Source organism: Streptomyces sp. NPDC085932 (genome assembly GCF_044540525.1).
Taxonomy (GTDB): Bacteria; Actinomycetota; Actinomycetes; order Streptomycetales; family Streptomycetaceae; genus Streptomyces; species Streptomyces levis.
Map to the genome: position 1 here is coordinate 1,483,938 of NZ_JBITSJ010000002.1, position 24,266 is coordinate 1,508,203.

General features: G+C 71.8%; 23 protein-coding genes. 12 read left to right on the forward strand and 11 right to left on the reverse strand.

All coding sequences use genetic code 11. From position 1 onward, the window contains the following. Nucleotides 1–132 precede the first annotated feature (132 nt). The 3 genes from ACIGAQ_RS15845 to moaA all read left to right on the forward strand — a co-directional run bounded on the left by ACIGAQ_RS15845 (nucleotide 133) and on the right by moaA (nucleotide 3,272). A complete protein-coding gene (locus ACIGAQ_RS15845; protein WP_311683881.1) occupies nucleotides 133–489 on the forward strand; it encodes a DUF485 domain-containing protein in 357 nt (118 codons plus the stop codon). After that, nucleotides 486–2,111 carry a cation acetate symporter gene (locus ACIGAQ_RS15850; RefSeq protein ID WP_311683883.1) on the forward strand — a complete coding sequence of 542 codons (1,626 nt, stop codon included), beginning with the start codon at nucleotides 486–488 and terminating at the stop codon, nucleotides 2,109–2,111. The genes ACIGAQ_RS15845 and ACIGAQ_RS15850 overlap by 4 nt, the downstream gene beginning before the upstream one ends. 171 nt (nucleotides 2,112–2,282) lie before the next feature. Then, a complete protein-coding gene (gene moaA / locus ACIGAQ_RS15855) occupies nucleotides 2,283–3,272 on the forward strand; it encodes a GTP 3',8-cyclase MoaA (RefSeq protein ID WP_399783049.1) in 990 nt (329 codons plus the stop codon). Nucleotides 3,273–3,289: 17 nt separating this feature from the next. Here moaA and ACIGAQ_RS15860 read toward each other — a convergent pair whose 3' ends face one another. Together ACIGAQ_RS15860 and ACIGAQ_RS15865 are read right to left on the reverse strand one after the other, a co-directional pair. After that, complete coding sequence (locus ACIGAQ_RS15860; protein ID WP_311683887.1) at nucleotides 3,290–3,502, reverse strand: hypothetical protein; 213 nt, start codon at nucleotides 3,500–3,502, stop codon at nucleotides 3,290–3,292. Nucleotides 3,503–3,729: 227 nt separating this feature from the next. Beyond that, nucleotides 3,730–4,125, reverse strand: a complete 396-nt coding sequence (locus ACIGAQ_RS15865) for a DUF3099 domain-containing protein (protein WP_362281946.1) — start codon at nucleotides 4,123–4,125, stop codon at nucleotides 3,730–3,732. A 242-nt stretch (nucleotides 4,126–4,367) separates the two neighbouring features. Here ACIGAQ_RS15865 and ACIGAQ_RS15870 point away from each other — a divergent pair, with 242 nt between their 5' ends. Then, the gene (locus ACIGAQ_RS15870) at nucleotides 4,368–4,640 is read left to right on the forward strand and encodes a GlsB/YeaQ/YmgE family stress response membrane protein (protein WP_311683891.1); all 273 of its coding nucleotides are present in this window, start codon (nucleotides 4,368–4,370) and stop codon (nucleotides 4,638–4,640) included. Between the two features lie 61 nt (nucleotides 4,641–4,701). Here ACIGAQ_RS15870 and tyrS read toward each other — a convergent pair whose 3' ends face one another. From tyrS to ACIGAQ_RS15885, 3 genes are read right to left on the reverse strand one after another with little or no spacing between them, the layout of a single operon-like run. Continuing rightward, nucleotides 4,702–5,970 carry a tyrosine--tRNA ligase gene (gene tyrS / locus ACIGAQ_RS15875; protein WP_311683893.1) on the reverse strand — a complete coding sequence of 423 codons (1,269 nt, stop codon included), beginning with the start codon at nucleotides 5,968–5,970 and terminating at the stop codon, nucleotides 4,702–4,704. A 43-nt stretch (nucleotides 5,971–6,013) separates the two neighbouring features. Continuing rightward, the gene (locus tag ACIGAQ_RS15880) at nucleotides 6,014–7,408 is read right to left on the reverse strand and encodes a metallopeptidase TldD-related protein (protein WP_399783054.1); all 1,395 of its coding nucleotides are present in this window, start codon (nucleotides 7,406–7,408) and stop codon (nucleotides 6,014–6,016) included. Next, a complete protein-coding gene (locus ACIGAQ_RS15885; protein WP_399783057.1) occupies nucleotides 7,405–8,928 on the reverse strand; it encodes a TldD/PmbA family protein in 1,524 nt (507 codons plus the stop codon). The genes ACIGAQ_RS15880 and ACIGAQ_RS15885 overlap by 4 nt, the downstream gene beginning before the upstream one ends. A gap of 281 nt (nucleotides 8,929–9,209) precedes the next feature. Here ACIGAQ_RS15885 and fabG point away from each other — a divergent pair, with 281 nt between their 5' ends. The 3 genes from fabG to ACIGAQ_RS15900 all read left to right on the forward strand — a co-directional run bounded on the left by fabG (nucleotide 9,210) and on the right by ACIGAQ_RS15900 (nucleotide 11,225). Beyond that, a complete protein-coding gene (gene fabG / locus ACIGAQ_RS15890; RefSeq protein WP_311683899.1) occupies nucleotides 9,210–9,929 on the forward strand; it encodes a 3-oxoacyl-[acyl-carrier-protein] reductase in 720 nt (239 codons plus the stop codon). Nucleotides 9,930–9,934: 5 nt separating this feature from the next. Further along, entirely contained in the window at nucleotides 9,935–10,702 is a 768-nt protein-coding gene (fabI, locus tag ACIGAQ_RS15895; protein WP_094056498.1) for an enoyl-ACP reductase FabI, read from the forward strand. A 172-nt stretch (nucleotides 10,703–10,874) separates the two neighbouring features. After that, nucleotides 10,875–11,225 (forward strand): hypothetical protein, encoded by a 351-nt coding sequence (locus ACIGAQ_RS15900; protein WP_399783061.1) that lies wholly within the window; start codon nucleotides 10,875–10,877, stop codon nucleotides 11,223–11,225. Here ACIGAQ_RS15900 and ACIGAQ_RS15905 read toward each other — a convergent pair. Further along, nucleotides 11,203–11,895, reverse strand: a complete 693-nt coding sequence (locus ACIGAQ_RS15905) for a FadR/GntR family transcriptional regulator (RefSeq protein ID WP_311683903.1) — start codon at nucleotides 11,893–11,895, stop codon at nucleotides 11,203–11,205. The two genes, ACIGAQ_RS15900 and ACIGAQ_RS15905, sit on opposite strands and share 23 nt — an antisense overlap. Before the next feature lie 80 nt (nucleotides 11,896–11,975). On the opposite strand from ACIGAQ_RS15905, the gene ACIGAQ_RS15910 reads away from it, so the two are divergent. From ACIGAQ_RS15910 to ACIGAQ_RS15925, 4 genes are all read left to right on the forward strand, one after another. Beyond that, nucleotides 11,976–13,397, forward strand: coding sequence for a CynX/NimT family MFS transporter (locus ACIGAQ_RS15910; RefSeq protein ID WP_399783065.1), 1,422 nt, complete (start codon nucleotides 11,976–11,978; stop codon nucleotides 13,395–13,397). A 91-nt stretch (nucleotides 13,398–13,488) separates the two neighbouring features. Next, nucleotides 13,489–13,605 carry an SGM_5486 family transporter-associated protein gene (locus tag ACIGAQ_RS15915; protein ID WP_094056502.1) on the forward strand — a complete coding sequence of 39 codons (117 nt, stop codon included), beginning with the start codon at nucleotides 13,489–13,491 and terminating at the stop codon, nucleotides 13,603–13,605. Nucleotides 13,606–13,771: 166 nt separating this feature from the next. Beyond that, entirely contained in the window at nucleotides 13,772–13,978 is a 207-nt protein-coding gene (locus tag ACIGAQ_RS15920; protein ID WP_362281927.1) for a hypothetical protein, read from the forward strand. Nucleotides 13,979–14,043: 65 nt separating this feature from the next. After that, nucleotides 14,044–14,562: a histidine phosphatase family protein gene (locus ACIGAQ_RS15925; protein WP_311683910.1), complete on the forward strand. Its 519-nt coding sequence runs from the start codon at nucleotides 14,044–14,046 to the stop codon at nucleotides 14,560–14,562. A 216-nt stretch (nucleotides 14,563–14,778) separates the two neighbouring features. Here ACIGAQ_RS15925 and serB read toward each other — a convergent pair whose 3' ends face one another. Beyond that, entirely contained in the window at nucleotides 14,779–16,017 is a 1,239-nt protein-coding gene (gene serB / locus ACIGAQ_RS15930; protein WP_311683911.1) for a phosphoserine phosphatase SerB, read from the reverse strand. A 204-nt stretch (nucleotides 16,018–16,221) separates the two neighbouring features. After that, nucleotides 16,222–18,447 carry a streptophobe family protein gene (locus ACIGAQ_RS15935; RefSeq protein ID WP_399783070.1) on the reverse strand — a complete coding sequence of 742 codons (2,226 nt, stop codon included), beginning with the start codon at nucleotides 18,445–18,447 and terminating at the stop codon, nucleotides 16,222–16,224. A gap of 241 nt (nucleotides 18,448–18,688) precedes the next feature. Here ACIGAQ_RS15935 and ACIGAQ_RS15940 point away from each other — a divergent pair, with 241 nt between their 5' ends. Then, a complete protein-coding gene (locus ACIGAQ_RS15940; protein WP_362281919.1) occupies nucleotides 18,689–21,229 on the forward strand; it encodes an FHA domain-containing protein in 2,541 nt (846 codons plus the stop codon). Nucleotides 21,230–21,321: 92 nt separating this feature from the next. On the opposite strand, the gene ACIGAQ_RS15945 is transcribed toward ACIGAQ_RS15940, so the two are convergent. The 3 genes from ACIGAQ_RS15945 to ACIGAQ_RS15955 form a co-directional block, all read right to left on the reverse strand. Beyond that, nucleotides 21,322–22,038, reverse strand: coding sequence for a transglycosylase SLT domain-containing protein (locus ACIGAQ_RS15945; protein WP_399783073.1), 717 nt, complete (start codon nucleotides 22,036–22,038; stop codon nucleotides 21,322–21,324). 345 nt (nucleotides 22,039–22,383) lie between these two features. Continuing rightward, nucleotides 22,384–23,427 carry an S-adenosylmethionine:tRNA ribosyltransferase-isomerase gene (locus tag ACIGAQ_RS15950; RefSeq protein WP_399783076.1) on the reverse strand — a complete coding sequence of 348 codons (1,044 nt, stop codon included), beginning with the start codon at nucleotides 23,425–23,427 and terminating at the stop codon, nucleotides 22,384–22,386. Beyond that, a complete protein-coding gene (locus ACIGAQ_RS15955) occupies nucleotides 23,424–24,122 on the reverse strand; it encodes an SDR family NAD(P)-dependent oxidoreductase (protein WP_399783079.1) in 699 nt (232 codons plus the stop codon). The genes ACIGAQ_RS15950 and ACIGAQ_RS15955 overlap by 4 nt, the downstream gene beginning before the upstream one ends. Nucleotides 24,123–24,266 lie beyond the last annotated feature (144 nt).

Genomic DNA, 24,266 nt, shown 5'->3' on the forward strand with positions numbered 1-24,266 from the left:
CCGAAACGACTTCGGAAAGAACGCGACGCGGTTGAACCGCTCCCCGTGTGCCGCCGTGACGTTGAACAAGGAGCGCGAGGACACTCGCCTCCGTCCCCGTACCCACCGCTTTCGTCATTGCGAGGAGACTCCGTGGCCACCGACGCACCGCCCCCCTCGAAGGAGCAACACAAACTCCCCTCACCCGAGGAGTTCACCGAGGTGCAGGAGAGCGCGGAGTTCGGTGAACTGCGCCGCTCCTACCGCTCCTTCGCCTTCCCGCTGACCGTCGCCTTCATCGCCTGGTACCTGCTGTACGTGCTGCTGTCGAACTACGCCGGCGGTTTCATGGGCACCAAGCTGTTCGGCAACATCAACGTCGCCTTCGTCCTCGGCGTCGCCCAGTTCGTCACCACGTTCCTCATCGCCTGGTGGTACTCGAAGCACGCCGCCGCGAAGCTCGACCCCAAGGCCGAGGCCATCAAGTCCCGGATGGAGGGCGGCGCATGAGCACCGCACAGCAGACCCTGCTCGCCGCGAACGAGGCCAGCGAGCACCGCCCGCTGATCATCACCCTGTTCGCGCTGTTCGTCCTCGCCACCCTCGGCATCACCATCTGGGCGGGCCGCCAGACCAAGGACGCCGCCGACTTCTACGCCGGCGGCCGCCAGTTCAGCGCCTTCCAGAACGGCCTCGCCGTCTCCGGCGACTACATGTCCGCCGCGTCCTTCCTGGGCATCGCCGGCGCCATCGCCATCTTCGGCTACGACGGCTTCCTCTACTCCATCGGCTTCCTGGTCGCCTGGCTGGTCGCCCTGCTCCTGGTGGCCGAGCCGCTGCGCAACTCCGGCCGCTACACCATGGGCGACGTCCTCGCCTACCGCATGCGCCAGCGCCCGGTCCGCACCGCGGCCGGCACCTCCACCATCGTCGTGTCGATCTTCTACCTGCTGGCCCAGATGGCCGGCGCGGGCGTCCTCGTCTCGCTGCTGCTCGGCATCACCTCCGACGCCGGCAAGATCCTCATCGTCGCCCTCGTCGGCCTGCTGATGATCGTCTACGTCTCCATCGGCGGCATGAAGGGCACCACCTGGGTCCAGATGGTCAAGGCCGTGCTGCTCATCGGCGGCACCCTCCTGATCACCTTCCTGGTCCTGCTGAAGTTCAACTTCAACATCTCCGACCTGCTCGGCACGGCCGCCGAGAACAGCGGCAAGGGCGCCGCCTTCCTGGAGCCCGGCCTCCAGTACGGCGCGACCGGCACGTCCAAGCTGGACTTCATCTCCCTGGGCATCGCCCTGGTGCTCGGCACCGCCGGCCTGCCGCACATCCTGATCCGCTTCTACACCGTGCCCAACGCCAAGGCCGCCCGGAAGTCGGTGAACTGGGCCATCGGCATCATCGGCGCCTTCTACCTGATGACCATCGCCCTCGGCTTCGGCGCCGCCGCGCTGATCTCCCAGGACGAGATCATCGCCTCGAACCCGTCCGGCAACACGGCCGCGCCGCTGCTCGCCCTGCACCTGGGCGGCGTCGACTCGGCCTGGGGCGCGATCCTGCTCGCCACGATCTCGGCGGTCGCCTTCGCGACCATCCTCGCCGTGGTCGCCGGCCTCACCCTCGCCTCGTCGTCCTCCTTCGCGCACGACATCTACGCCAACGTCATCCGCAAGGGACAGGCCTCCGGCGCCGAGGAGGTCCGCGCGGCCCGCTGGGCGACCGTCGCCATCGGCATCGTCTCCATCGGCCTGGGCGCCCTGGCCCGCGACCTGAACGTGGCGGGCCTGGTCGCCCTCGCCTTTGCCGTCGCGGCCTCCGCCAACCTGCCGACGATCCTCTACAGCCTGTTCTGGAAGCGGTTCACCACCCAGGGCGCCCTGTGGTCGATCTACGGCGGTCTGATCGTCGCCGTCGGCCTGGTGCTGTTCTCGCCCGTGGTCTCCGGTGACCCCAAGGCGATGTTCCCCGACGTCGACTTCGCCTGGTTCCCGCTGAAGAACCCGGGCATCATCTCCATCCCGTTCGGCTTCCTCATGGGCTGGCTCGGCACGGTCCTGTCCAAGGAGGAGCCCGACGCCAAGAAGTACGCCGAACTGGAGGTCAGGTCCCTGACCGGCACCGGCGCCCACTGAGCACGACTCCTCGCCCGCGGCCGCGTCGTAGGAACCTCCAGGTCCCTGCGGCGCGGCCGCGTCCCACGTCGTGGGATCGGGTCTGTGGCGTTGTCAGCGGTGTCACGTAGGCTCACAGGTGTCGGAGAACCAGTGCTCCGGGCACGATCCGCGTCGAGGGAGGGGGCCCACGTGCTCATCGACACCTACGGCCGAGTGGCCACCGACCTGAGGGTCTCGCTGACCGACCGCTGCAATCTGCGCTGTACGTACTGCATGCCCGAGGAGGGTCTGCAGTGGCTGGCCAAGCCGGATCTGCTGACCGACGACGAGATCGTCCGTCTGATCGACATCGCGGTCACGTCCCTCGGGATCGAGGAGGTCCGCTTCACCGGCGGCGAGCCCCTGCTGCGCCCCGGCCTGGTCGGCATCGTCGAGCGCGTGGCGGCCCTGGAGCCCCGCCCCCAGATGTCCCTCACCACCAACGGCATCGGCCTCAAGCGCACGGCGGCGGCCCTGAAGGCGGCGGGCCTGGACCGGGTCAACGTCTCCCTGGACACGCTCCGGCCGGACGTCTTCAAGACCCTCACCCGCCGCGACCGCCACAAGGACGTCCTGGAGGGCCTGGACGCGGCCCGCGAGGCCGGCCTGACCCCGGTCAAGGTCAACTCCGTCCTCATGCCGGGGCTCAACGAGGACGAGGCCCCCGACCTCCTCGCCTGGGCGGTGGAGCACGAGTACGAGCTGCGGTTCATCGAGCAGATGCCCCTGGACGCCCAGCACGGCTGGAAGCGCGACGGCATGATCACGGCCGGCGACATCCTCGCCTCCCTGCGCACCCGCTTCGAGCTGACGCCCGAGGGCGAGGAGAAGCGCGGCTCGGCCCCGGCGGAGCGCTGGCTGGTCGACGGCGGCCCGCATGTGGTCGGTGTGATCGCCTCCGTCACCCGCCCGTTCTGCGCGGCCTGCGACCGCACCCGCCTCACGGCCGACGGCCAGATACGCACCTGCCTGTTCGCCCGGGAGGAGACGGACCTGCGCGCCGCCCTGCGCTCGGGCGCTCCGGACGAGGAGATCGCCCGCATCTGGCGCCTGGCGATGTGGGGCAAGAAGGCGGGCGCAGGCCTGGACGACCCGACGTTCGTCCAGCCGGACCGCCCGATGTCCGCCATCGGCGGCTGAGGGAGAAGGGCGGCGGACTAGGCGCTCGCTTCCCACTCCTTCAGCAGCACGACGTCCTTCAGGAACCCGCGCACCCCGAGGAACTGCGACAGATGCTCGCGGTGCTCCTCACAGGCCAGCCAGGTCTTGCGCCGCTCCGGCGTGTGGATCTTCGGGTTGTTCCACGCGAGCACCCACACGGCGTCGGCGCGGCAGCCCTTCGCGGAGCACACGGGCGTCTCGTCACTCACAGGTTCATCCCACCACTGCACACAGAAAAGGCGACGCCGAGCAGCCACGGGGGGAGCTGCCCGGCGTCGGTCCGTCGCTCCGACGGGGGATGCGGAGCGCGTACGAAGTATGTCACGGGTAACCCCGGACCCGGCACCGGAACAACATGATTGATCTGAGCTTTTCCCGAGCTTGGCGGGAAGGTGACTTCCGTTTGTGAGCGCGTTCCGCAAGCCCGGCGGTGCCCCTATCGTTCGGGCGATTCGGTCCGTGCCCCGGGCACCGCCCCCGACACGGCGTCTTCCGCGGCGGATTCCGCCCGGCCGCTCTCCGGTCCCGGCGGCGCGATCATCGGCCGTACGGGAGGCGCCACGAACGTCGACGGCAGAGACGGCGCGTTCTCGCGCCCGGCGTTCGCGATCACCACCGCGATGTACGGCAGCACCAGCCCGAGCACCAACGCCACGACGGCCACGTGCCGTTCGACGTTCCACAAGGTCGCCGCAAGGATCACCGAGACCGTGCGGACGGACATCGAGATCACGTACCTGCGCTGCCGCCCGCGCACGTCCTCCTGCAGCCCCGTCCGGGCGCCGGTGATCCGGAAAACCTGGACGTTGCCGCCGCCATGCTGCTTCCGCATCGCATTCCACCATCCGCCCGTAGAGGACTTCCCCGCCCCGTAGCAGCCCCGGGCCGGTGGGGGAGACCGACCAGGACAGATCCCACGTTACGCCGCGTCTGCGTCCACTACGAGACCGGGGGCGGTGCCGCCGGTGCGCACGGCCTGCGCCCTCACACGTACGGCGCTGTCGGCATGCGGCGTAGCACGGCTGGGCCGAGACTGGCCGTAGTGCTCACGTCGAGCCGTACGAGGAGGCAGCGATGGGCTGGTTGTGGGCGATCATCGTAGGACTGGTACTCGGTCTGATCGCGAAGGCGATCATTCCGGGCAAGCAGCACGTGCCGCTGTGGCTGACCGTCATCCTGGGCATGATCGGCGGTATCGCCGGCAATGCCATCGCCCGGGCCGCCGGTGTCGACGCCACGGCCGGCATCGACTGGTGGCGGCACGTCTTCCAGCTGGTGATGGCGGTCATCCTCGTCGGTCTCGGCGACCGGGCCTGGACGGCGGCCAGAGGAAGCAGACGCGCCTGACCCGCGCACAGCGGAAGGGGGCGGCCTCCGGTTTCGGAGACCGCCCCCTTCCAGCGCGGACTCAGCCGCCCGTGACCTCGATGGCGGCCAGGTTCTTCTTGCCCCGGCGCAGCACCAGCCAGCGGCCGTGCAGCAGGTCCTCCTTGCCGGGGACGGCGTCCTCGCCGGCGACCTTGACGTTGTTCACGTAGGCGCCGCCCTCCTTGACCGTGCGGCGCGCGGCCGACTTGCTGGCGACCAGGCCGACCTCGGCGAACAGGTCGACGGCCGGAGCGAGTTCGGCCACCTGGATGTGCGGCACCTCGGACAGGGCCGCGGCCAGCGTCCGCTCGTCCAGCTCCGCCAGCTCGCCCTGCCCGAAGAGGGCCTTGGACGCGGCGATCACGGCGGCCGTCTGGTCGGCGCCGTGCACCAGCGTCGTCAGCTCCTCGGCCAGCGCGCGCTGCGCGGCCCGGGCCTGCGGACGCTCCTCCGTCTGCTGCTCCAGCTCCTCCAGCTCCGCACGCGAGCGGAAGGACAGGATGCGCATGTACCGCGAGATGTCCCGGTCGTCCACGTTCAGCCAGAACTGGTAGAACGCGTACGGCGTCGTCATCTCCGGGTCGAGCCAGACGGCGCCGCCCTCGGTCTTGCCGAACTTGGTGCCGTCCGCCTTCGTCATCAGCGGCGTTGCCAGCGCGTGCACGGTCGCGTCCGGCTCCAGGCGGTGGATCAGGTCCAGGCCGGCCGTGAGGTTGCCCCACTGGTCGCTGCCGCCCTGCTGGAGCGTGCAGCCGTAGCGCCGGTAGAGCTGGAGGAAGTCCATGCCCTGCAGGAGCTGGTAGCTGAACTCCGTGTAGCTGATGCCCTCGGAGGACTCCAGGCGGCGGGCCACGGAGTCCTTCGTCAGCATCTTGTTGACGCGGAAGTGCTTGCCGATGTCCCTCAGGAACTCGATCGCGGAGAGGTCCCGCGTCCAGTCGAGGTTGTTGACCATGACGGCCGCGTTGTCGCCCTCGAAGTCCAGGAACGGCTCGATCTGGGCGCGCAGCCGGTCGACCCAGCCGCCGACCGTCTCCGGGTCGTTCAGCGTGCGCTCCGCGGTCGGGCGGGGGTCGCCGATCAGGCCCGTGGCACCGCCGACCAGGGCCAGCGGCCGGTGACCGGCCTGCTGGAGCCGGCGCACGGTGAGCACCTGCACCAGGTGCCCCACGTGCAGCGACGGCGCGGTCGGGTCGAAACCGCAATAGAACGTGACGGGACCGTCCGCGAGCGCCTTGCGCAAAGCGTCCTCGTCGGTGGACAGGGCGAACAGCCCGCGCCACTTCAGCTCGTCGACGATGTCCGTCACGGTTCTCGTGTCTCCTCGATTGGGCTCGTAATCAGGTACGAGGTTATACGCCCTGGCTGACAGAGCTCATATTGAAATCCGGCACCCGCAGGGCCGGCATCGCGGCCCTGGTGAACCAGTCGCTCCACTCCCTCGGCAGCGTCTTCTCCGTCCGCCCGGCCTCGGTGGCCCGCCCCAGCAGCCCCACCGGCGACTCGTTGAAGCGGAAGTTGTTCACCTCACCCGTCACCTCGCCGTTCTCGACCAGGTAGACGCCGTCCCGGGTCAGGCCCGTCAGCAGCAGCGTCGCCGGATCGACCTCGCGGATGTACCACAGGCAGGTCAGCAGCAGCCCCCGCTCGGTGGCCGCGACCATCTCGTCCAGGGAGCGGTCCTCGCCCCCGTCCAGGATCAGGTTGTCGATGCCCGGCGCCACGGGCAGCCCGGTCAGGCCCGCGCTGTGGCGGCTGGTCGTCAGGTGCCGCAGCTCGCCCTCGCGCATCCACTCGGTGGCCGTGAGCGGCAGCCCGTTGTCGAACACCGACTGGTCGCCCCCGGAGGAGTGCGCGATCACGAACGGCGCCGTCTGCAGGCCCGGCGCGTGCGGGTCGCTGCGCAGGGTCAGCGGCAGATCGGTGAGCTTCTCGCCGACCCGCGTGCCCCCGCCCGGCTTGGAGAAGACCGTGCGGCCCTCGACCGCGTCCCGGCCCGACGCCGACCACACCTGGTAGATCAGCAGGTCCGCCACCGCCGTCGGCGGCAGCAGCGTCTCGTAGCGTCCCGCGGGCAGCTCCACGCGCCGCTCGGCCCAGCCGAGCCGTACGGCGAGCTCGGCGTCCATGGCGGCCGGGTCGACGTCCTTGAAGTCCCGCGTGGAGCGCCCGGCCCAGGCGGACCGGGTCCGGTCGGGCGACTTGGCGTTCAGCTCCAGCGTCCCGTTCGGCTGGTCGTGCCGCAGCCGCAGCCCCGTGGAGGTGCCCACGTACGACGAGACCAGCTCGTGGTGGGCGAAGCCGTACAGCTCGCGGCCGCCCGCACGCGCGCGTGCGAAGGCCTCACCGAGCGCCGGCGCGAAGTCGGCGAACACCGCCGAGGAGGTCTCCGCGGGTGCCTGCGTGAACTCCGGCGACCCGGCCACGCCCGTGACCAGCGGCTGCGCGTCCTCGGCGGGACCCGCGGCGTGGGCGGCGGCCTCCGCGGCCCGCACCAGGGGCTCCAGCTCGTCGGCGGTCACGGCGGACCGGGACACGACCCCCGAGGCCGTGCCCTCCTTGCCGTCGACCGTGGCGACCACGGTGAGGGTGCGCCCGCGCGTGACGCCGTTGGTGGTCAGGGCGTTGGCCGCCCAGCGCAGATTGGCGGACGAGTGCTCGTCGGCGATGACGACACAGCCGTCGGCCCGGGACAGTTCGAGGGCGCGCTCCACGACCTCGTGCGGCTTGCTGACACGCCCGCTCATCGACCGGCCTCCTGCGTGGTGTTCAGAATGTTGACGCCCTTGAACAGGGCCGACGGACAGCCGTGCGACACGGCGGCGACCTGGCCCGGCTGGGCCTTGCCGCAGTTGAAGGCGCCGCCCAGCACATAGGTCTGGGGGCCGCCCACCGCGGCCATCGAGCCCCAGAAGTCGGTGGTCGTCGCCTGGTAGGCCACGTCGCGCAGCTGCCCGGCCAGCCGTCCGTTCTCGATGCGGTAGAAGCGCTGCCCGGTGAACTGGAAGTTGTAGCGCTGCATGTCGATCGACCAGGACCGGTCGCCGACGACGTAGATGCCGCGCTCCACGCCCCCGATCAGGTCCTCGGTCGACATCCCGGCCGGGTCCGGCCGCAGCGACACGTTCGCCATGCGCTGCACCGGCACGTGCCCGGGCGAGTCGGCGAAGGCGCAGCCGTTGGACCGGTCGAATCCGGTCAGTTTCGCGATCCGCCGGTCCAGCTGGTAGCCCACGAGCGTGCCGTTCCTGACCAGGTCCCAGGACTGGCCCTCGACACCCTCGTCGTCGTAGCCGATCGTGGCCAGGCCGTGCTCGGCGGTGCGGTCGCCGGTGACGTTCATCAGCTCCGAGCCGTAGCGCAACTTGCCCAGCTGGTCGAAGGTGGCGAAGGAGGTGCCGGCGTAGGCCGCCTCGTAGCCGAGTGCCCGGTCGAGTTCGGTGGCGTGGCCGATGGACTCGTGGATGGTCAGCCACAGGTTCGACGGGTCGACGACCAGGTCGTACAGGCCCGGTTCGACGCTGGGGGCGCGCATCTTCTCGGCGAGCAGCTCCGGGATCCGCTCCAGTTCGGCCTCCCAGTCCCAGCCGGTGCCGCGCAGGTACTCCCAGCCGCGTCCGACGGGCGGGGCGAGGGTGCGCATCGAGTCGAACTCGCCGCTGGACTCGTCGACCGCGACGGCGTTGAACACCGGGTGCAGCCGTACCCGCTGCTGCGTGGTGACGGTCCCGGCCGTGTCGGCGTAGAACTTGTTCTCGTGGACGGTGAGCAGCGAGGCGTCGACGTGGTCGACCCCGCGCGCCGCCAGCAGCCGCGCGCTCCACTCGGCGATCAGGCCGGCCTTCTCCTCGTCCGGCACGGTGAACGGATCGACCTCGTACGAGGAGATCCACGTCTTGTCGGCGTGCACCGGTTCGTCGGCCAGCTCCACACGCTCGTCGGAACCGGCCGCCTTGATCACCTGCGCGGACAGCTTCGCCATGGCCACCGCCTGCCCGGCGACCCGGGCGGCTGCGTCCATGCTGAGGTCGACGCCGGACGCGAAGCCCCAGGTGCCGCCGTGCACCACCCGCACCGCGTACCCGAGGTCGGTGGTGTCCGACGACCCGGCGGGCCGGCCGTCGCGGAACCGCCAGGAGGCGCTGCGCACCCGCTCGAACCGGAAGTCCGCGTGCTCGGCGCCCAGGGCACGCGCGCGTGCGAGGGCCGCGTCGGCGAGGGCGCGTAGGGGGAGGGCCGTGAAGGCCTCGTCGATGGTATGAGGCACCGCCGTCTCTTTCTGTCGAGTTCTGTCGAGCTGACCGTGGCTGCCGTTCTCGGCGACTGGTCCGATCATGTCGCCCATCCCGCGCGCGGGCCACGACTTTCCGTCCCGACGGGCGCGGCCTTCTGTAGGGACCCGACAGTGAGTCCCCTACGCCACTGTCGGTGCCCGATTGTCCGCGGGCGTGCCGGGACCGATAGGTTTTCGAGGAAGCCGCCTGTCATCGCCGCCTGTCGTCCAGGCGCCCGGGCGGGGTATCAGACCGCTACCGAAAGGGTGATCCGTTGAGCCGCTCGGTTCTCGTCACCGGAGGCAACCGGGGCATCGGCCTCGCCATCGCCCGCGCTTTCGCCGATGCCGGCGACAAGGTCGCCATCACGTACCGCTCGGGCGAGCCGCCCGCCGCCCTGACCGACCTGGGCTGCCTGGCGGTCAAGTGCGACATCACCGACGCCGAGCAGGTGGAGCAGGCCTACAAGGAGATCGAGGAGACCCACGGTCCCGTCGAGATCCTCGTCGCCAACGCCGGCATCACCAAGGACCAGCTCCTGATGCGCATGTCCGAGGAGGACTTCACCTCGGTCGTCGACACGAACCTCACCGGCACCTTCCGCGTCGTCAAGCGCGCCAACCGCGGCATGCTGCGCGCCAAGAAGGGCCGCGTCGTGCTCATCTCCTCGGTCGTCGGGCTGCTCGGCTCCGCGGGGCAGGCGAACTACGCCGCCTCCAAGGCCGCCCTGGTCGGCTTCGCGCGCTCCCTCGCCCGGGAACTGGGCTCGCGCAACATCACCTTCAACGTCGTCGCACCCGGCTTCGTCGACACCGACATGACCAAGGTGCTCACCGACGAGCAGCGCTCCGGCATCGTGTCGCAGGTGCCGCTCGGCCGGTACGCCCAGCCGGAGGAGATCGCCGCGGCCGTGCGGTTCCTCGCCTCGGACGACGCCTCGTACATCACTGGAGCCGTCATCCCGGTTGACGGCGGACTGGGAATGGGTCACTGATCACCATGAGCGGAATTCTCGAGGGCAAGCGCGTCCTGATCACCGGTGTGCTGATGGAGTCCTCCATCGCCTTCCACACCGCCAAGCTGGCCCAGGAGCAGGGTGCCGAGATCATCCTGACCGCGTTCCCGCGGCCCACGCTGACCGAGCGCATCGCCCGGAAGCTGCCCAAGCCCACCAAAGTCATCGAGCTCGACGTGACGAACGACGAGCACCTCGGGCGCCTGGCCGACATCGTCGGCGAGGAGCTCGGCGGCCTCGACGGCGTCGTGCACTCCATCGGCTTCGCCCCGCAGGACGCGCTCGGCGGCAACTTCCTCAACACGCCGTTCGAGTCGGTCGCCACGGCCATGCACGTCTCGGCGTACTCCCTGAAGTCGCTCACCATGGCCTGCCTGCCGCTGATGCAGAACGGCGGCTCGGTCGTCGGCCTCACCTTCGACGCGCAGTTCGCCTGGCCGCAGTACGACTGGATGGGCCCGGCGAAGGCCGCCCTGGAGGCCACCAGCCGCTACATGGCCCGTGACCTGGGCAAGCAGAACATCCGCTGCAACCTCATCTCGGCGGGCCCGATCGGCTCCATGGCCGCCAAGTCCATCCCGGGCTTCGGCGAGCTGGCCTCCGTGTGGGACTCCCGCTCCCCGCTGGAGTGGGACCTGAAGGACCCGGAGCCGGCCGGCCGCGGCGTCGTCGCCCTGCTGAGCGACTGGTTCCCGAAGACCACCGGCGAGATCATCCACGTGGACGGCGGTCTGCACGCCATCGGCGCCTGACCCTCTCCGTACGTCCTCGTACGCCCCGGACGCCCCGTTCCCCGCACGCGCGGGGGAGCGGGGCGTCACCCGTTCGGCTCAGTCGGCCGGGCGGGCCGGGCGGCAACTGGGCAGTCTGGGAGACGCGTTCACCACGCGAGCCCCTCCCCAGCACGGCCGAGGAGGTCCCCTTGTGCGCTTGTCCCGCCGAACGGCCTCACTGTCCCTCGCCGTCGCTCTCGTGATGACCCTGGCGTACGAGGCGGTGCCCCGCGCGCGCGTGCCCGCCGGCGAGCAGGAGCGGGCGGATCCGTTCGGGGCCGCGTGCCGTATCCGGGTCACCGGCTCCACGGTGACCGCGCACTGCCACAACCCCTATCCGGAGACCGACCGGGTGAGCCTGCACGTCGAGTGCGCCCGCTGGTGGGACCTCGACACCGACAGCACGCCGGTGGCGGCGGCGCCCGCACAGACCGTGCGGCTGACCGGGCGCTGCTGGAAGGAGGTCGGCGAGGTGTGGATCAGCCACCGGAAGGGGAGCTGATCCCGCCCAGGCGGCACAGGAAGGGATAGCGCGCGGCCTCCGCCGCCGCCTGTTCCGCGTCGCCCGCGCGGATCGCGTCGAGCAGCCGTCCGTGGTCCATGTGCGTCTCCGGCGTCAGCTCCTCGCCGACGTCCTCGCGCAGCCAGTCGCGCAGCACCTCGCCCAGGTCCGCGTACATGGCCGTCATCACGTCGTTGTGGGAGGCGGACACCACGGCCAGGTGGAAGGTCGCGTCGGCGGTCACGAACGCCTCCTTCTCACCGGACTCCCAGGCCTCCTCGCGCCGCAGCAGCAGCGCGTCGAGCTGCTTGAGGTCCTTCTCCGTGCGCCGCTCGGCGGCCAGCCGGGCGGCCGCGGACTCCAGCGTGGAGCGCAGCTCGGCGATGTGCCGGGGATCGGCGTCGGCGAACCGCCGCTGCATCACGCCCGCCAGCTCGCTCGTCGCCACCACGTACGTGCCCGAGCCCTGGCGGATGTCCAGCAGGCCGTTGTGCGACAGCGCGCGGACGGCCTCACGGACGGTGTTGCGGGCGACACCGAGCTGCTCGACCAGCTCCGGCTCCGTCGGGATGCGGGAGCCGACCGGCCACTCGCCCGAGGTGATCTGGGCGCGCAGCGCGGCGATGACCTGCTCGGACAGGGCCGAACGTCGGGGATGGCTCAGGGGCATGGCTCACCTTCGCACGAACGGAGGCCCGGAGGGCGTCCGGGGGCCGGACAGGGCTGGACAGTCAATCATCCCATGATTCTATGATGGGCCTCATGGCTCGTGAGGAAACCCGGACGACAACGCGGACGACACCCCGGACGACGACACCCCCCGCCGTGCGCAGCTCTGCCGCGCAAGGCACCGGGAAACCGGGCGGTGCGTCCGCGCGCGCGTGGACGATGCGGCTGCTCGTCGCGGGCATCGTGCTGTCCGCGCTGAACCTCCGCCCGGCCATCACCAGCCTCGGCGCCCTCCTGGAGGAGGTCCGCGACGGGCTCGGCATGAGCGGCAGCGTGGCCGGACTGCTCACCTCCGTGCCGCCCCTGTGCTTCGCCGTGTTCGGCGTCACGGCCCCGCGGCTCGCCCGCCGTTTCGGCGCGGGCGCGGTGGTGTGCGCCGGCATGGCGGCCATCGCCACCGGCCTGCTGCTGCGGCCGTACACCGGCAGCACGGCCGGCTTCCTGGCCGCCAGCGCCCTCGCGCTCATGGGCATCGCGGTCAGCAACGTCCTGATGCCGGTCATCGTCAAGCACTGGTTCCCCGACCGCGTCGGATCCATGACCGGCCTGTACTCGATGGCGCTCGCGCTCGGCACGGCCCTCGCGGCAGCGGTCACCGTGCCCCTGACCGGCGCGCTCGGCGGCAGCTGGCAGTCGGGCCTGGCCCTGTGGGCGACGCCGGCCGTGGCGGCGGTCCTGCCGTGGCTGCCGTTCGTCCGCGGCCGCGGCACCGGGCCCGGGGCGGGGGACGGGCCCGCAGAGCCCGGAACCGAGGACGCCGGCCCGGTGCGGGGCACCGAGGCCCCCGGGACACAGCCTCCGGCCGTCCGGGCGGACGTTCCGGCCGGGCCGGATGCGGCACGCGCGGGTACGCCGCCGCTGCGGATCACCCGCAGCCGCACCGCCTGGGCCCTGGCCGTCTTCTTCGGCCTCCAGGCCACCGCCGCCTACATCACCATGGGCTGGATGGCGCAGATCTTCCGGGACGCCGGCGTCCCCGCCGGGACCGCGGGGCTGCTGCTGGCGGTCACCATGGTCATGGGCGTCCCCCTCGCCTTCGTGATACCCCGCCTGGCCACGCGGCTGCCGCACCAGGGCCCGATCGTGCTGGCCCTGGGCGTCTGCGGCCTCGCCGGCTACGCCGGGCTGTACCTCGCGCCCGCCGCCGGTGCCTGGGCCTGGGCCGTGCTGCTCGGCATCGCGAACTGCGCCTTCCCGCTCGCCCTGACCATGGTCGGCATGCGGGCGAGGACCGGGCCGGGCGTGGCCCAGCTGTCGGCGTTCGCCCAGAGCACGGGCTACCTGATCTCCATCCCCGGACCGCTCCTGGTCGGCGTCCTGTACCAGCACAGCGGAGGCTGGGGACTGCCGATCGCGCTGATGAGCGCCCTGATGATCCCGCAGATGGTGGTCGGCGTCCTGGCGGGCCGGGACCGCACGGTGGAGGACGAGGCGGGCCGCTGAGCCGTCGGACGCCGCCGGCCTGCGCGCGCCGGGCTCGTCGGGGCCCGACCCCGGGGCGCGCGGAGCGCCGCGCGGGTGCGACACTTGCCCCATGCCAGTGCTCGACCCGAATCCCCAGCACGGTCAGAAGAAGATGCTGCTCGTGTTCGGAGCCTTCTTCGCGATCTTCATCGTCATCGCCGTCATCGCGTCCATCGCCTCGCCCTGATGCGGCGCCCCACCCCCGGGGTGGGGCTAGCCCCCCTGTCCCCTAGGGGGTGAGGGTCAGGGTCAAGTGGGTGGATCACCGGATGGGTTGGCGCCCGCGGATTCCGTAGCTTCGAGATGTGACCACGCCAGGCGGGTCACCGACCACTCGAAGAGCGGAGGCAGACATGTCGGCTCCTGTGCACACCCGGCCCCACCCGGCGCCCCGGGCCGGTGCGGACGGCCGTCTGCCGTGGTGGGCCCTCGCCCTGCCCACGCTCGCCTTCACCGCCCTGCTCCTGCTGATCCTGCACCCGTCCGACGCCCACGCGGCCGCGGGCGAGCCCGCGATCACCCACCTCTTCGAGCGGATCCAGCAGCTGACAGCCCGCTGAGCACGGCCGGAGCCGGTGGTCAACTCCCTGCGCCCTGTGGCGTGTTTCATGCGAAGCTGGATCTCATGAGCGTCGCAGAACCCCGCAGGATTGTCCTCTTCCGCCATGCGAAAGCCGACTGGCCGCAGGTGACCGATCACGAGCGTCCGCTCGCCGACCGGGGCCGTATGGACGCGGCGGAGGCCGGGCGCAGGCTCGCCGACACCGGCATCGCCTTCGACCTGGCCCTGTGCTCCACGGCGGTCCGCACCCGGGAGACCTGGAAGCTGGCCGTCCAGGAGTTCCCGCAGCGGCCGAAAACCGTCTACGAGGAGCGGATCTACGAGGCCTCGCCGGGCGAGCTGATCGCCGTGCTCAACGAGACCCCCGACGACGCGCAGGACCTCCTCATGATCGGCCACAACCCGGGCATCCAGGGCCTCGCCGACGTCCTGGCGGGCGCGGCCGAGGGCGACGCCCGTGAGCGGATGGCCCGCCGCGGCTTCCCGGCCGCCGCCTTCGCCGTGCTGTCGTTCACGGGCTCGTGGAAGAGTTTGGAGCCGGGCGTGGCCACGCTGCGCGACTACTGGGCACCGGCCGAGTGACCCGCTCCGCCTGAGCGGGCCGTCCCGGCCGGTGTGACGTCCGTGGTGACGGGCCCGGTGCCTGACCGGTGACGGGCCCTGCCTGACCGGTGACGGGCCCGATGCCCCACCGGCGACGGACCCGGTGCCTGACCGGCGCCGGGCCCTCCCGGACGGGTTCGGGCGGCGGGTTCGGTCGGATCAAGGGGTACAGACAGTCCGGGGGACCGAGGCGGGTCAGGCGGTGCCGACGGTGTCCGCCGCCTCGACCTCTTCGCGTGTGATGCCCAGCAGATACAGGACCGTGTCCAGGAAGGGGAAGTTCACCGCGGCGTGCGCGGCCTCGCGCACCACCGGCTTGGCGTTGAAGGCCACGCCGAGACCGGCCGCGTTCAGCATGTCCAGGTCGTTCGCGCCGTCACCGATCGCCACCGTCTGCGACAGAGGAACCCCCGCCTCGGCGGCGAACCGGCGCAGCAGCCGCGCCTTCCCCGCGCGGTCGACGATCTCGCCGGTCACCTTGCCCGTGAGCCTGCCGTCGACGATCTCCAGCGTGTTGGCCTGGGCGAAGTCCAGCCCGAGCCGCTCCTTCAGGTCGTCCGTGACCTGCGTGAAACCGCCCGAGACCACGCCCACTTGGTAGCCCAGCCGCTTCAGCGTGCGGATCAGGGTGCGCGCGCCCGGCGTCAGACGCACCTCGCTGCGCACCTTGTCCACGACGGAGGCGTCCAGCCCCTCCAGCAAAGCCACGCGCGCGTGCAGGGACTGCTCGAAGTCCAGCTCCCCGCGCATCGCGGCAGCCGTCACCTCGGCGACCTTGTCCTCGCAGCCGGCGTGCGCGGCGAACAGCTCGATGACCTCGTCCTGGATGAGCGTCGAGTCGACGTCCATGACGACCAGGCGCTGCGCGCGCCGGTAGAGGCCGGCCGCGACCACCGCCACGTCGATGCCGAGCTTCGCCGCGTCGGTCACCAGGGCGGTGCGCAGCGGCTCGGTCTCCACGCCGGAGACGGCGAACTCGACCGCGGTCACGGGGTACTTGGCGAGCCGGAAGATACGGTCGATGTTGCCGCCGGTCCTGGTGATGCGAGCGGCGACGGCCGCGGTGGCCTCCGCGGTGAGCGGGTGGCCGAGGACGGTGACCAGGGAGCGGCCCAGGCCGCGCGGCCGGTTGTCGCCGAGGCCGGAGATGATCTCCGCCTGCATCTTCATCGACTCGGCCCAGCTGTGGACGGTCGCCCGCAGGTCTCCCTCCAGGCCTGAGGGCGGCTCGGTCACGAGCGCGCACAGCACCATGCGGCCACGGGTGACGACCTGCTCGATGTCGACGACGTCGACGGAGTAGGCGGCAAGGGTGTCGAAGAGGCCGGCGGTGATGCCGGGCCTGTCCTTGCCGAAGATCTTGACCAGCAGAGTGGGGACGTCGGCGGGGACGTCGGCCGGGACATCGGAAGACGAGGTCTGCGAAGCGCTCATGGTGGTTCCACCGTATCCGGCAGGCGGCTCGTACCGCCCCTGAGGTCCGCCTGGCGGACAGGGAACAGTGGGTGTCGGGCGGGTGGCGTGGATCTTGCGTGCGGCCGCCCAGGGGCGCGGGGGCCAGGGGGCAGAGGCAGAGGCAGGGGCCCAGGGATGGAGAGCCAGGGCGGGGGCCGATGGCGCCGACCGGCGGGGCCGGACTCACCGACCGCCGCGGGGTTTGCGCGGTGGTGGGGGAGGGGGCGGCGGGGGAGGAGGCCATTCGTCCGGCCGGGCGGGCGGACCGTTCCCGTTCCTCGGGCCGGGGGACTGCCGGGGCCTGCGCGGAGGCGGCCCCACGGGCCGGACGACCGTGGGGGCGCCGTAGATGTCACCGTCACCCGGCGCGAGGGAGTCGTCCTCCGGGGCGGAGGAGTGGTCCGCCGAGGTGACGGAGCCGCTCTCATCGGGGGCAACCGGATCGCCCTCACGCCTGGCGTCCTCCGGCCTGGCGTCCTCCGGCCTGGCGTCCTCCGGCTCCCGCCGTTCGCCGGGGAGCCGCAGGTAGGGGTTGGTGGCAGGGTTCGGCGGACGGTACGGCGCCCCCGGCGCGTAGGGCCCGGACTCCTCGTCGTGCGCCGCCGGCTCACGGTCGGCAGCGCCAGGTCCTTCGGGACGCCCGGCGTCGTACCCCGGGGGCGTGGCGCCTCCCCTCGCTCCCCTCCACCCAGCTCCCCCTTCGGCGTCCTCCAACCCTGCCTGCTGCCCGACACCTCCGCCGTCCCCGGCGTAGGCCCCGCCGTCCCCGGCGTAGGCCCCACTCTCCCCGGCGTGCGCCCCGCCGTCCCCGGCGTACGCTCCTCCGCTCTCCCCGGCGTACGCCCCGCCGTACGCCCCCATGGAGCCACCCACCGCCCCCGCCACCGCCCCCGCCCCCGACCCCGGCCCCGACGCCGTCCCCCACCCCGGCCCGTCACCCGCTGCCCGCCTCGCGCCCACCCCCCGCCTCGTGCCCGCCGCTCCCCGCGCCAGTGCGGCGGCCGACCGCCCCGGCACCCCGCAGCCCCAGGCCAGCAAGGCCCCCGCACCTCCGGCCCCCGCACCCCACACCGCGCCCAGCAGCAGGGCCGTGCCGAGGTGGCCGTGCAGGTCGATGCCCGCGCCGAACGCGTCGAAGCCGAGGACGGACAGCGACGCGGTCACGGACACGTCCGTGAGCCAGACCAGCAGCGGCAGGGCGACCCCCGTCGCCGCCCCCAGCCGCACCGCGCACCGGCCCGCGAAGGCGAGAGCACCCGGGGCCCTCGGCCTGTCCGGAACATCCGGCCCATCCGGAACGCCCGGCCCACCGGCCCCGACCGGTGTCCGCACCGCCGTCAGTACCCCGGCCAGCAGCATCATCAGTGCCGCCGCCACCCCCAGCAGCCACACCCGCCCGTCCAGCTCGGCCAGGCGCCCCAACGTCACCGGCCGGTCCGTGCCGGAGCCGAGCAGGTCGTCCAAGGGGTCCGGCAGGAACCGGGTCAGCTCGCCCGTGGCCCGGCCGTCCCACGGCACGAACAGACCCAGCGGGACGCCCAGCCACACCCCGTTCGGCGCCCCGAGCAGCGCCGCCCCGGCGATGCGCCGTGGATGGTCGTCGCCGACCGCCGCGTACGCCGCCGCCGCGATCCCCGCCGCCACGGCCACCAGCAGCACGGTCACCACCGCGGAGACGGCGGGCCGCACGACCCGGTGCACGGCCTCCCAGCCCGGGGGCAGGGGCGTACGACGGGACGCCAGCAGGGCGATGGCCAGGATCCCGGCCGACCACCCGAGCCCGCCGAGCAGCGTCGGCGCCGTGTCCACCGTGAAGCCCACGGCCGCCTGCGCGTCGACCAGCTCACCGAGCCGGTCCGGCAGCAGCCCTCCGATGTCCCCGAGCCCCGGGACCTCGACGCCTCCGCCTCCACCGGGCACGTCGTCCAGCCCCAGCGACCCGCCGTCGATCGTGATGACATCGTGTCCCGCCCAGGCCAGCCCGCCCAGCATGGCCACGAACAGCGCGACCACCGCGCCCGCACGCGCGAGGAGTTCGGCCGGTGCGACCACAACTCCCGCCGCGCGCAGGGACCGCAGGAAGAACCACGACAGCAGCAGCGCCCCGACCAGGCTCACCCCCAGTGGCGTGATCTCGATGGCCGTGTCCGCCTCCGCGCCCGTCAGACCGAAGGCCGACACGTCACCGGACGGCGTGACCGACCCGCCCGCCGCGAGCGCCACCATCGCCGCGGTCATCGGCCCCGACGAGCCCGCCGCGTCCGCCTCCAGCAGCCGCAGGCCCAGCGCAGCCGTCCCCGCCATCCCGATCAGCGCCCAGCTCACCGCGGCGACGGCGGACATCAGCACGTCCACCCACGGCACGCGCGCACCGTCCCTCGCCGACTCCGCACCTGTCGCAGCACCCATGGCAGACCCCCCGATCCGCTGCGCGGCGGGAACACCGCGCATGTCCCCCTCGCGTCGAAATACCACTCTCCGGCCCGTTTTCAACCCCGTCAACGGAATCGGCCGACCCGTCCGCGCCCGCTCTTCACAAGGCCCGACTTTCGGTCAGGGGGCCGCTCCTGAAATAGTTCCCCCCGATGTTCGACATCCCTAGACTCCCCATGTCGGGGGTAACTCGGGGGACAACTCAGTGGGGCATGGAGTGCCGGAACTCGTACTGGAATCAAACGGACGTACCTGGACGCTCGATCCGTCCAGGGCATACACCCTCGGACGTGATCCGCAGGGGGACGTCGTCTTCGACGACGCCAGGGTCTCCTGGCGTCACGCCACGGTCAGCTTCAACGGCCGCAGTTGGGTCATCGAGGACCATGGCAGCACCAACGGCACGTTCGTGCAGGGGCAGCGCATCCATCAGATGGAGCTCGGCCCCGGCTCGGCGGTCAACCTGGGCAACGCGACCGACGGCCCGCGCCTGAACCTGTCCGGCGGGGCCGCGGCCTCCGTCGGCACGCCGCAGGCCCAGCCCCAGCAGCAGCCGTACGCGGCGCAGGGTGCGAACCCGGGCTGGGCGCAGCAGGCTCCCGCCCAGCAGGCGCCGCACCAGCAGCCGCAGCAGCAGGCCCCGCAGGCCGGCTGGCAGCAGTCGCAGCAGCCCGCGGCGCACATCCCGCAGCAGCAGGGCCCCGGCGGTGTCGCGGGGGCACCGCCGGTCTACGGCGACCGCAGCCCGACCACGTTCCACCAGTTCTCCCTCGGCCGCGTGATGCGCATCGGCCGTGCCCTGGAGAACGAGCTGGTCGTCTCGGACCTCCAGGTCTCGCGGCACCACGCCGAGTTCCACGCCACGCCCGACGGGCGCATGGAGATCCGCGACCTCGGTTCGCACAACGGCACGTACGTCAACGGCCAGCCGATCGCCAAGGGCGGTTCGCAGCTGCTCGGCCCGACGGACATCGTCGGCGTCGGCCACTCGACGTTCCGGATCGTCGGGGACCGGCTGGAGGAGTTCGTCGACACCGGTGAGGTGTCCTTCTCCGCCCGCCACCTGACCGTCACGGTCGACGGCGGCAAGCAGATCCTCAAGGACGTCTCCTTCGGCGTTCCGGAGAAGTCGCTGATCGCGGTCATCGGCCCGTCCGGCTCCGGCAAGTCCACCCTGCTCAAGGCGCTCACCGGCTACCGGCCCGCCAACCAGGGCGAGGTGCTCTACGACAACCGGAACCTGTACAAGCAGTTCGCCGAGCTGCGCCAGCGCATCGGTCTGGTCCCGCAGGACGACATCCTGCACAAGGAGCTGACCGTCAAGAAGGCCCTCAAGTACGCGGCCAAGCTGCGCTTCCCCGCCGACACCACGGGGGCCGAGCGCGAGGCCCGTATCGACGAGGTGCTGCGCGAGCTCAAGCTCGACATCCACAAGGACAAGAAGGTCACGTCCCTGTCCGGCGGTCAGCGCAAGCGTGTCTCGGTCGCCCTGGAGCTGCTGACCAAGCCGTCGCTGATCTTCCTGGACGAGCCGACCTCCGGCCTCGACCCGGGCATGGACCGCGACGTCATGCAGCTGCTGCGCGGCCTCGCCGACGACGGCCGCACGGTCCTCGTCGTCACGCACTCGGTGGCCGAGCTGGCCCTGTGCGACAAGCTGCTGGTGATGGCGCCGGGTGGCTCCGTGGCCTACTTCGGCCCGCCGGAGGAGGCGCTGAACTTCTTCGGCTACGACACCTGGGCCGACGTCTTCTCCGCCTTCGAGAACTACCGCGACTACGACTGGGCGGGCCGCTGGAAGGGCTCGCAGCACTACCAGATGTACGCCGCGGACCTGGACGCGGTGGCGCCGCAGTCCGTACAGGTTCCGCCGATGCAGGCGATGAAGCCGCCGAAGCCGCAGGGCTGGATGTCCCAGTTCGTCACGCTCGTCCGGCGGTACGTCTCGGTGATCGCGTCCGACAAGGGCTTCCTGGCCCTGATGGTGATCCTGCCGGCCGTGCTCGGCGCGGTGAGCCTGCTCATCGACGCGGACAAGGGCCTGCTGCCGAACCCGGCCAACCCGCAGACCGGCCGGATCATCCCGAACGGCACGGCGACGACGGTGCTGCTGATCCTCGCGGTCGGCGCCTGCTTCGCCGGCGCGGCGAACTCGGTCCGCGAGCTGATCAAGGAACGGGTCATCTACGAGCGGGAGCGCGCCACCGGCCTGTCCCGCTCGGCGTACCTGATGTCGAAGGTCTTCGTGCTCGGCATGATCACCGTGCTGCAGGGTCTGCTGGTCGGCGTCATCGGCTTCTCCAGCCGGGAGATCCCCGAGGAGGGGCTCGTCTTCGGCAGCGCCACCCTGCTGGAGCTGTCCGTGCCGATCATGGCGCTGGGCTTCACGTCGATGATGTTCGGCCTGATCATCTCGTCGCTGGTGAAGACCGCCGAAAAGACCATGCCGCTGCTGGTGATGTTCGCGATCATCCAGGTCGTCTTCACCGGCTGCCTGTTCGCGCTGCACGGCTCGATCGGCGTCAACCAGTTCTCGTTCCTGATGCCGTCACGCTGGGCGGTCGCCGCCTCCGGCGCCACGCTGGACTTCAACAAGATCAGCCCGCCCGAGACGGCCGGGGACACCGACCCGCTGTGGGAGCACACCGTCGGGGCCTGGGTCATGGACATGGGCGCGCTCCTGGCCCTCGGCGTGATCTGCGGCTTCTTCGTGGCCCGCTTCCTGCGCCGCCACGAGCCCGAGGTCATGCGCAAGTAGTCACCCCCGCTCCGCGTCCGAAGGGCGGCACCCCGTCAGGAGGGTGCCGCCCTTCGGCGTGCGTTCAGCGAAGCAGAGGTCCCGCGCCGGCCTCAGTACGCGCTGTCGACGTTGTCCATCGAGCCGTACTTGTCGGCCGCGTAGTTGCAGGCGGCGGTGATGTTGGCTACCGGGTCGTAGATGTCCCAGGAGGTGCCGGGGACGTGCCAGTGCTTGAAGGTCGGCGGGATGACCTGCAGCAGGCCCTTGGACGGGATGCCGTTGATGGCGTTGATGTCCCAGTTGTTGATCGCCCGCGGGTTGCCCGAGGACTCCCGGATGATGTTGCGCTTGATGCCCTCGTAGGAGCCGGGGATCCCGTGCTTCTTCATGACGTCGAGGGACTCGCGGATCCAGCCGTCGAGGTTGTTCGGGTAGCTCTTCTTGGCGGCGGCGCGCTTGGCGGCGCGGCTCGCGGCCTCCTTGGCCTTGCGCTCGGCCTCGGCCTTCTTCTTCGCGGCCTCGGCGGCGGCCTTCTTCTTGGCGGCGGCAGCGGCCTCGGCCTTCTTCTTGGCGGCTATCTGCTCCGCCTTCACGCTGGCACCGGCCATCTGGTCGGTGACGCTCGCCTTGACGTCCTTGATCTGTTCCGTGCTGAACGCCACCGCAGCCGGCTGAGCGGCCTCGGTCGTGGTCGTGGTCGACGCACCGCTCGGCACCGCGGAGAAGCCGATGGCGGCGGCACCCAGGGTGGCGACGCCCGCCATGGCGATCTTGTGGTGACGGGTCAGGCTCCGACTCTGAACACGGCTGAAGATGTTCTTGGGCATGCTGGTGTGGACCTCTTCGAATAGCGCGGGAGTCGCTCGGCGTCCGGCGTTGGACTCGGTGTGTTTCCGACACGAACGCCGCGGGGTGAGAACCCACGGCGCTGAGCGACGAGAGCCATTCTTAGCGGCCGCAAAATCGCGAGGCAAAGGTGTGACGTACGAAGGAAGATAGTGGATCAGGGAGGGGTAAATCGGGGCATATTGGACTATCGGCGCCGCTCAATAGGGGCGACTTTGTCTCCTATGCACTTTCGTACGTGACGTGCGCCCTATGCGCGGGCTCACACCGGCCGCCTCGCCTTCTCACCACACGTTGCACGAGCGATGCTCTGCGTGAGGCCCGTTTCAGGGCAGGACGAGGTGCAGGTCCCCGAACTCGTGCCACAGGTAGCGGCCTTGCAGCGCGGCCTCGTAAGCCCGCTCGATCGCCGCCCGGCCCGCCACCGCCTCCAGCATCAGCAGATGCGAGGCCTCCGGCTCGTGCAGCCCGGTCAGCAGCCCGTCCACCACCCGCACCCCGCGCTCCGGCGTGACGACCAGGTCCGTCCATCCCGCACGCGCGCGTACGACCCCTGCGGCGTCCACCGCCGACTCCACGGCCCGCACCGCCGTCGTCCCCACCGCCAGCACCCGGCCCCCGCCCGCCCGCGCGGCGTTGATCAGCCGCGCCGAGGCCTCCGGCACCGCGAACCGCTCCGGATACGGCGGCTCGTGCGCCTCCGCCGACGCCACCCCCGTGTGCAGCGTGACCGGCGCGAACTGCACCCCCCGGCTGACCAGCTCCGCGACCAGCCGCGCCGTGAAGGGCCGGGCCGCACTCGGCATCTCCGCACTGCCCGCCCCGTCGGCCGACGGCAGCGCGAACACGGTCCGGTGGACGGAGAGCGGCTGGTCCCGCTCCGTGTAGGCGTAGCGGATGGGCCGCCCGTGCTCCCGGAGCAGCCCCGGTATCCCGGGCCCGGAGATCCGCGCCCACCACAACCGCTCGCTCCGCCGGCTCAGCGGCTCCTCCAGCACCAGCCGCACACCCCCGGGCAGGCACACCTCCCTCCCCGCGGGCCCGCCCGCACGCGCGCGCGTGGTGCCGAACCCGTCGGGCTCCCGCAGCTCCACCGCCCAGCGGCCGTCGTCCCCGCGCGTGGAGAAGTGCACCACCACGCGCGCGTGCCCGGTCCACCCGTCGACGGCCGCCGCCAGCGTGGCCGAGGTGTTGACCACGAGCAGGTCCCCGGCCCGCAACAGCCCCGGCAGCTCCACGAACGTGTGATGGGCCACCTCGACACCCCGCGAGACCAGCAGCCGTACGGCGTCCCGGTCCAGCCCGGGCCCCCGCTGCTCGGCGGGCACCCGGGCCGACAGCTCGCGGGGCACCCGCACCTCCAGCGTCATACGACGCCGTCCACGAGGGCCGCGGCCGCGTACCGCCCGCTCGCCGGCCGCTCGTCCAGCAGCCGCAGGAACCCCGGCACCACCGTCTCGGGCGCGGGCCGCGGCTCCTGGTCCTCCGGTACGGCCGCCGCGTAGAGGTCCGTGGCCATGTCCCCGGGGTCCACCGCCCAGACCCGCAGCCCCGGCTCCTCCACGGCGAGCACCGCCGCCAACTGGTCCAGGGCCGCCTTCGACGCCCCGTAGCCGCCCCAGGTCTCGTACGCCTCCGCCGCCGCGTCCGAACTGACCACGACGACCGCGCCCGCCGCGGAGGCCCTCAGCAGTGCCAGTCCCTCCTGGACCAGACCCAGGCAGGCCACCAGGTTCACCTCCAGCGCCCGTCGCAGCCCCGGCAGGGGCAGTTCCTCCAGCCGGACCAGCGGCTCGATGCCCAGCGCGCTCGCGTTGTGCACCAGCAGGTCGAGCCCACCCAGCCGCCACGCCGCCTCGACCAGCTCCGACCGGTGAGCGGCGTCCGTGACGTCCCCCGGCAGGGCCCTCACCCGCACCCCGTGCGCGGACACGGCCTCGGCCGTGCCGGCCAGGGCCTGCGCACCTCTCGCGTCGAGCACCAGGTCCCAGCCCCGCCGGGCCAGGCCCTCGGCGAGCGCCCGGCCCAGGCCCTTGGACGCACCGGTGATGATCGCAACAGGCATGATCAGCTCCCTCGTCGTGACCGAAGTGCCCTCACGGTAGAAACGGCCCCGCCTCCACCGCCTCGGGCCCGGGCCGCAACCCGCCGGGGCCCTTCGCCCTACGCCACCGGCCCACCGTCCCGGGCCCTAGGCCGGCCATCGGCC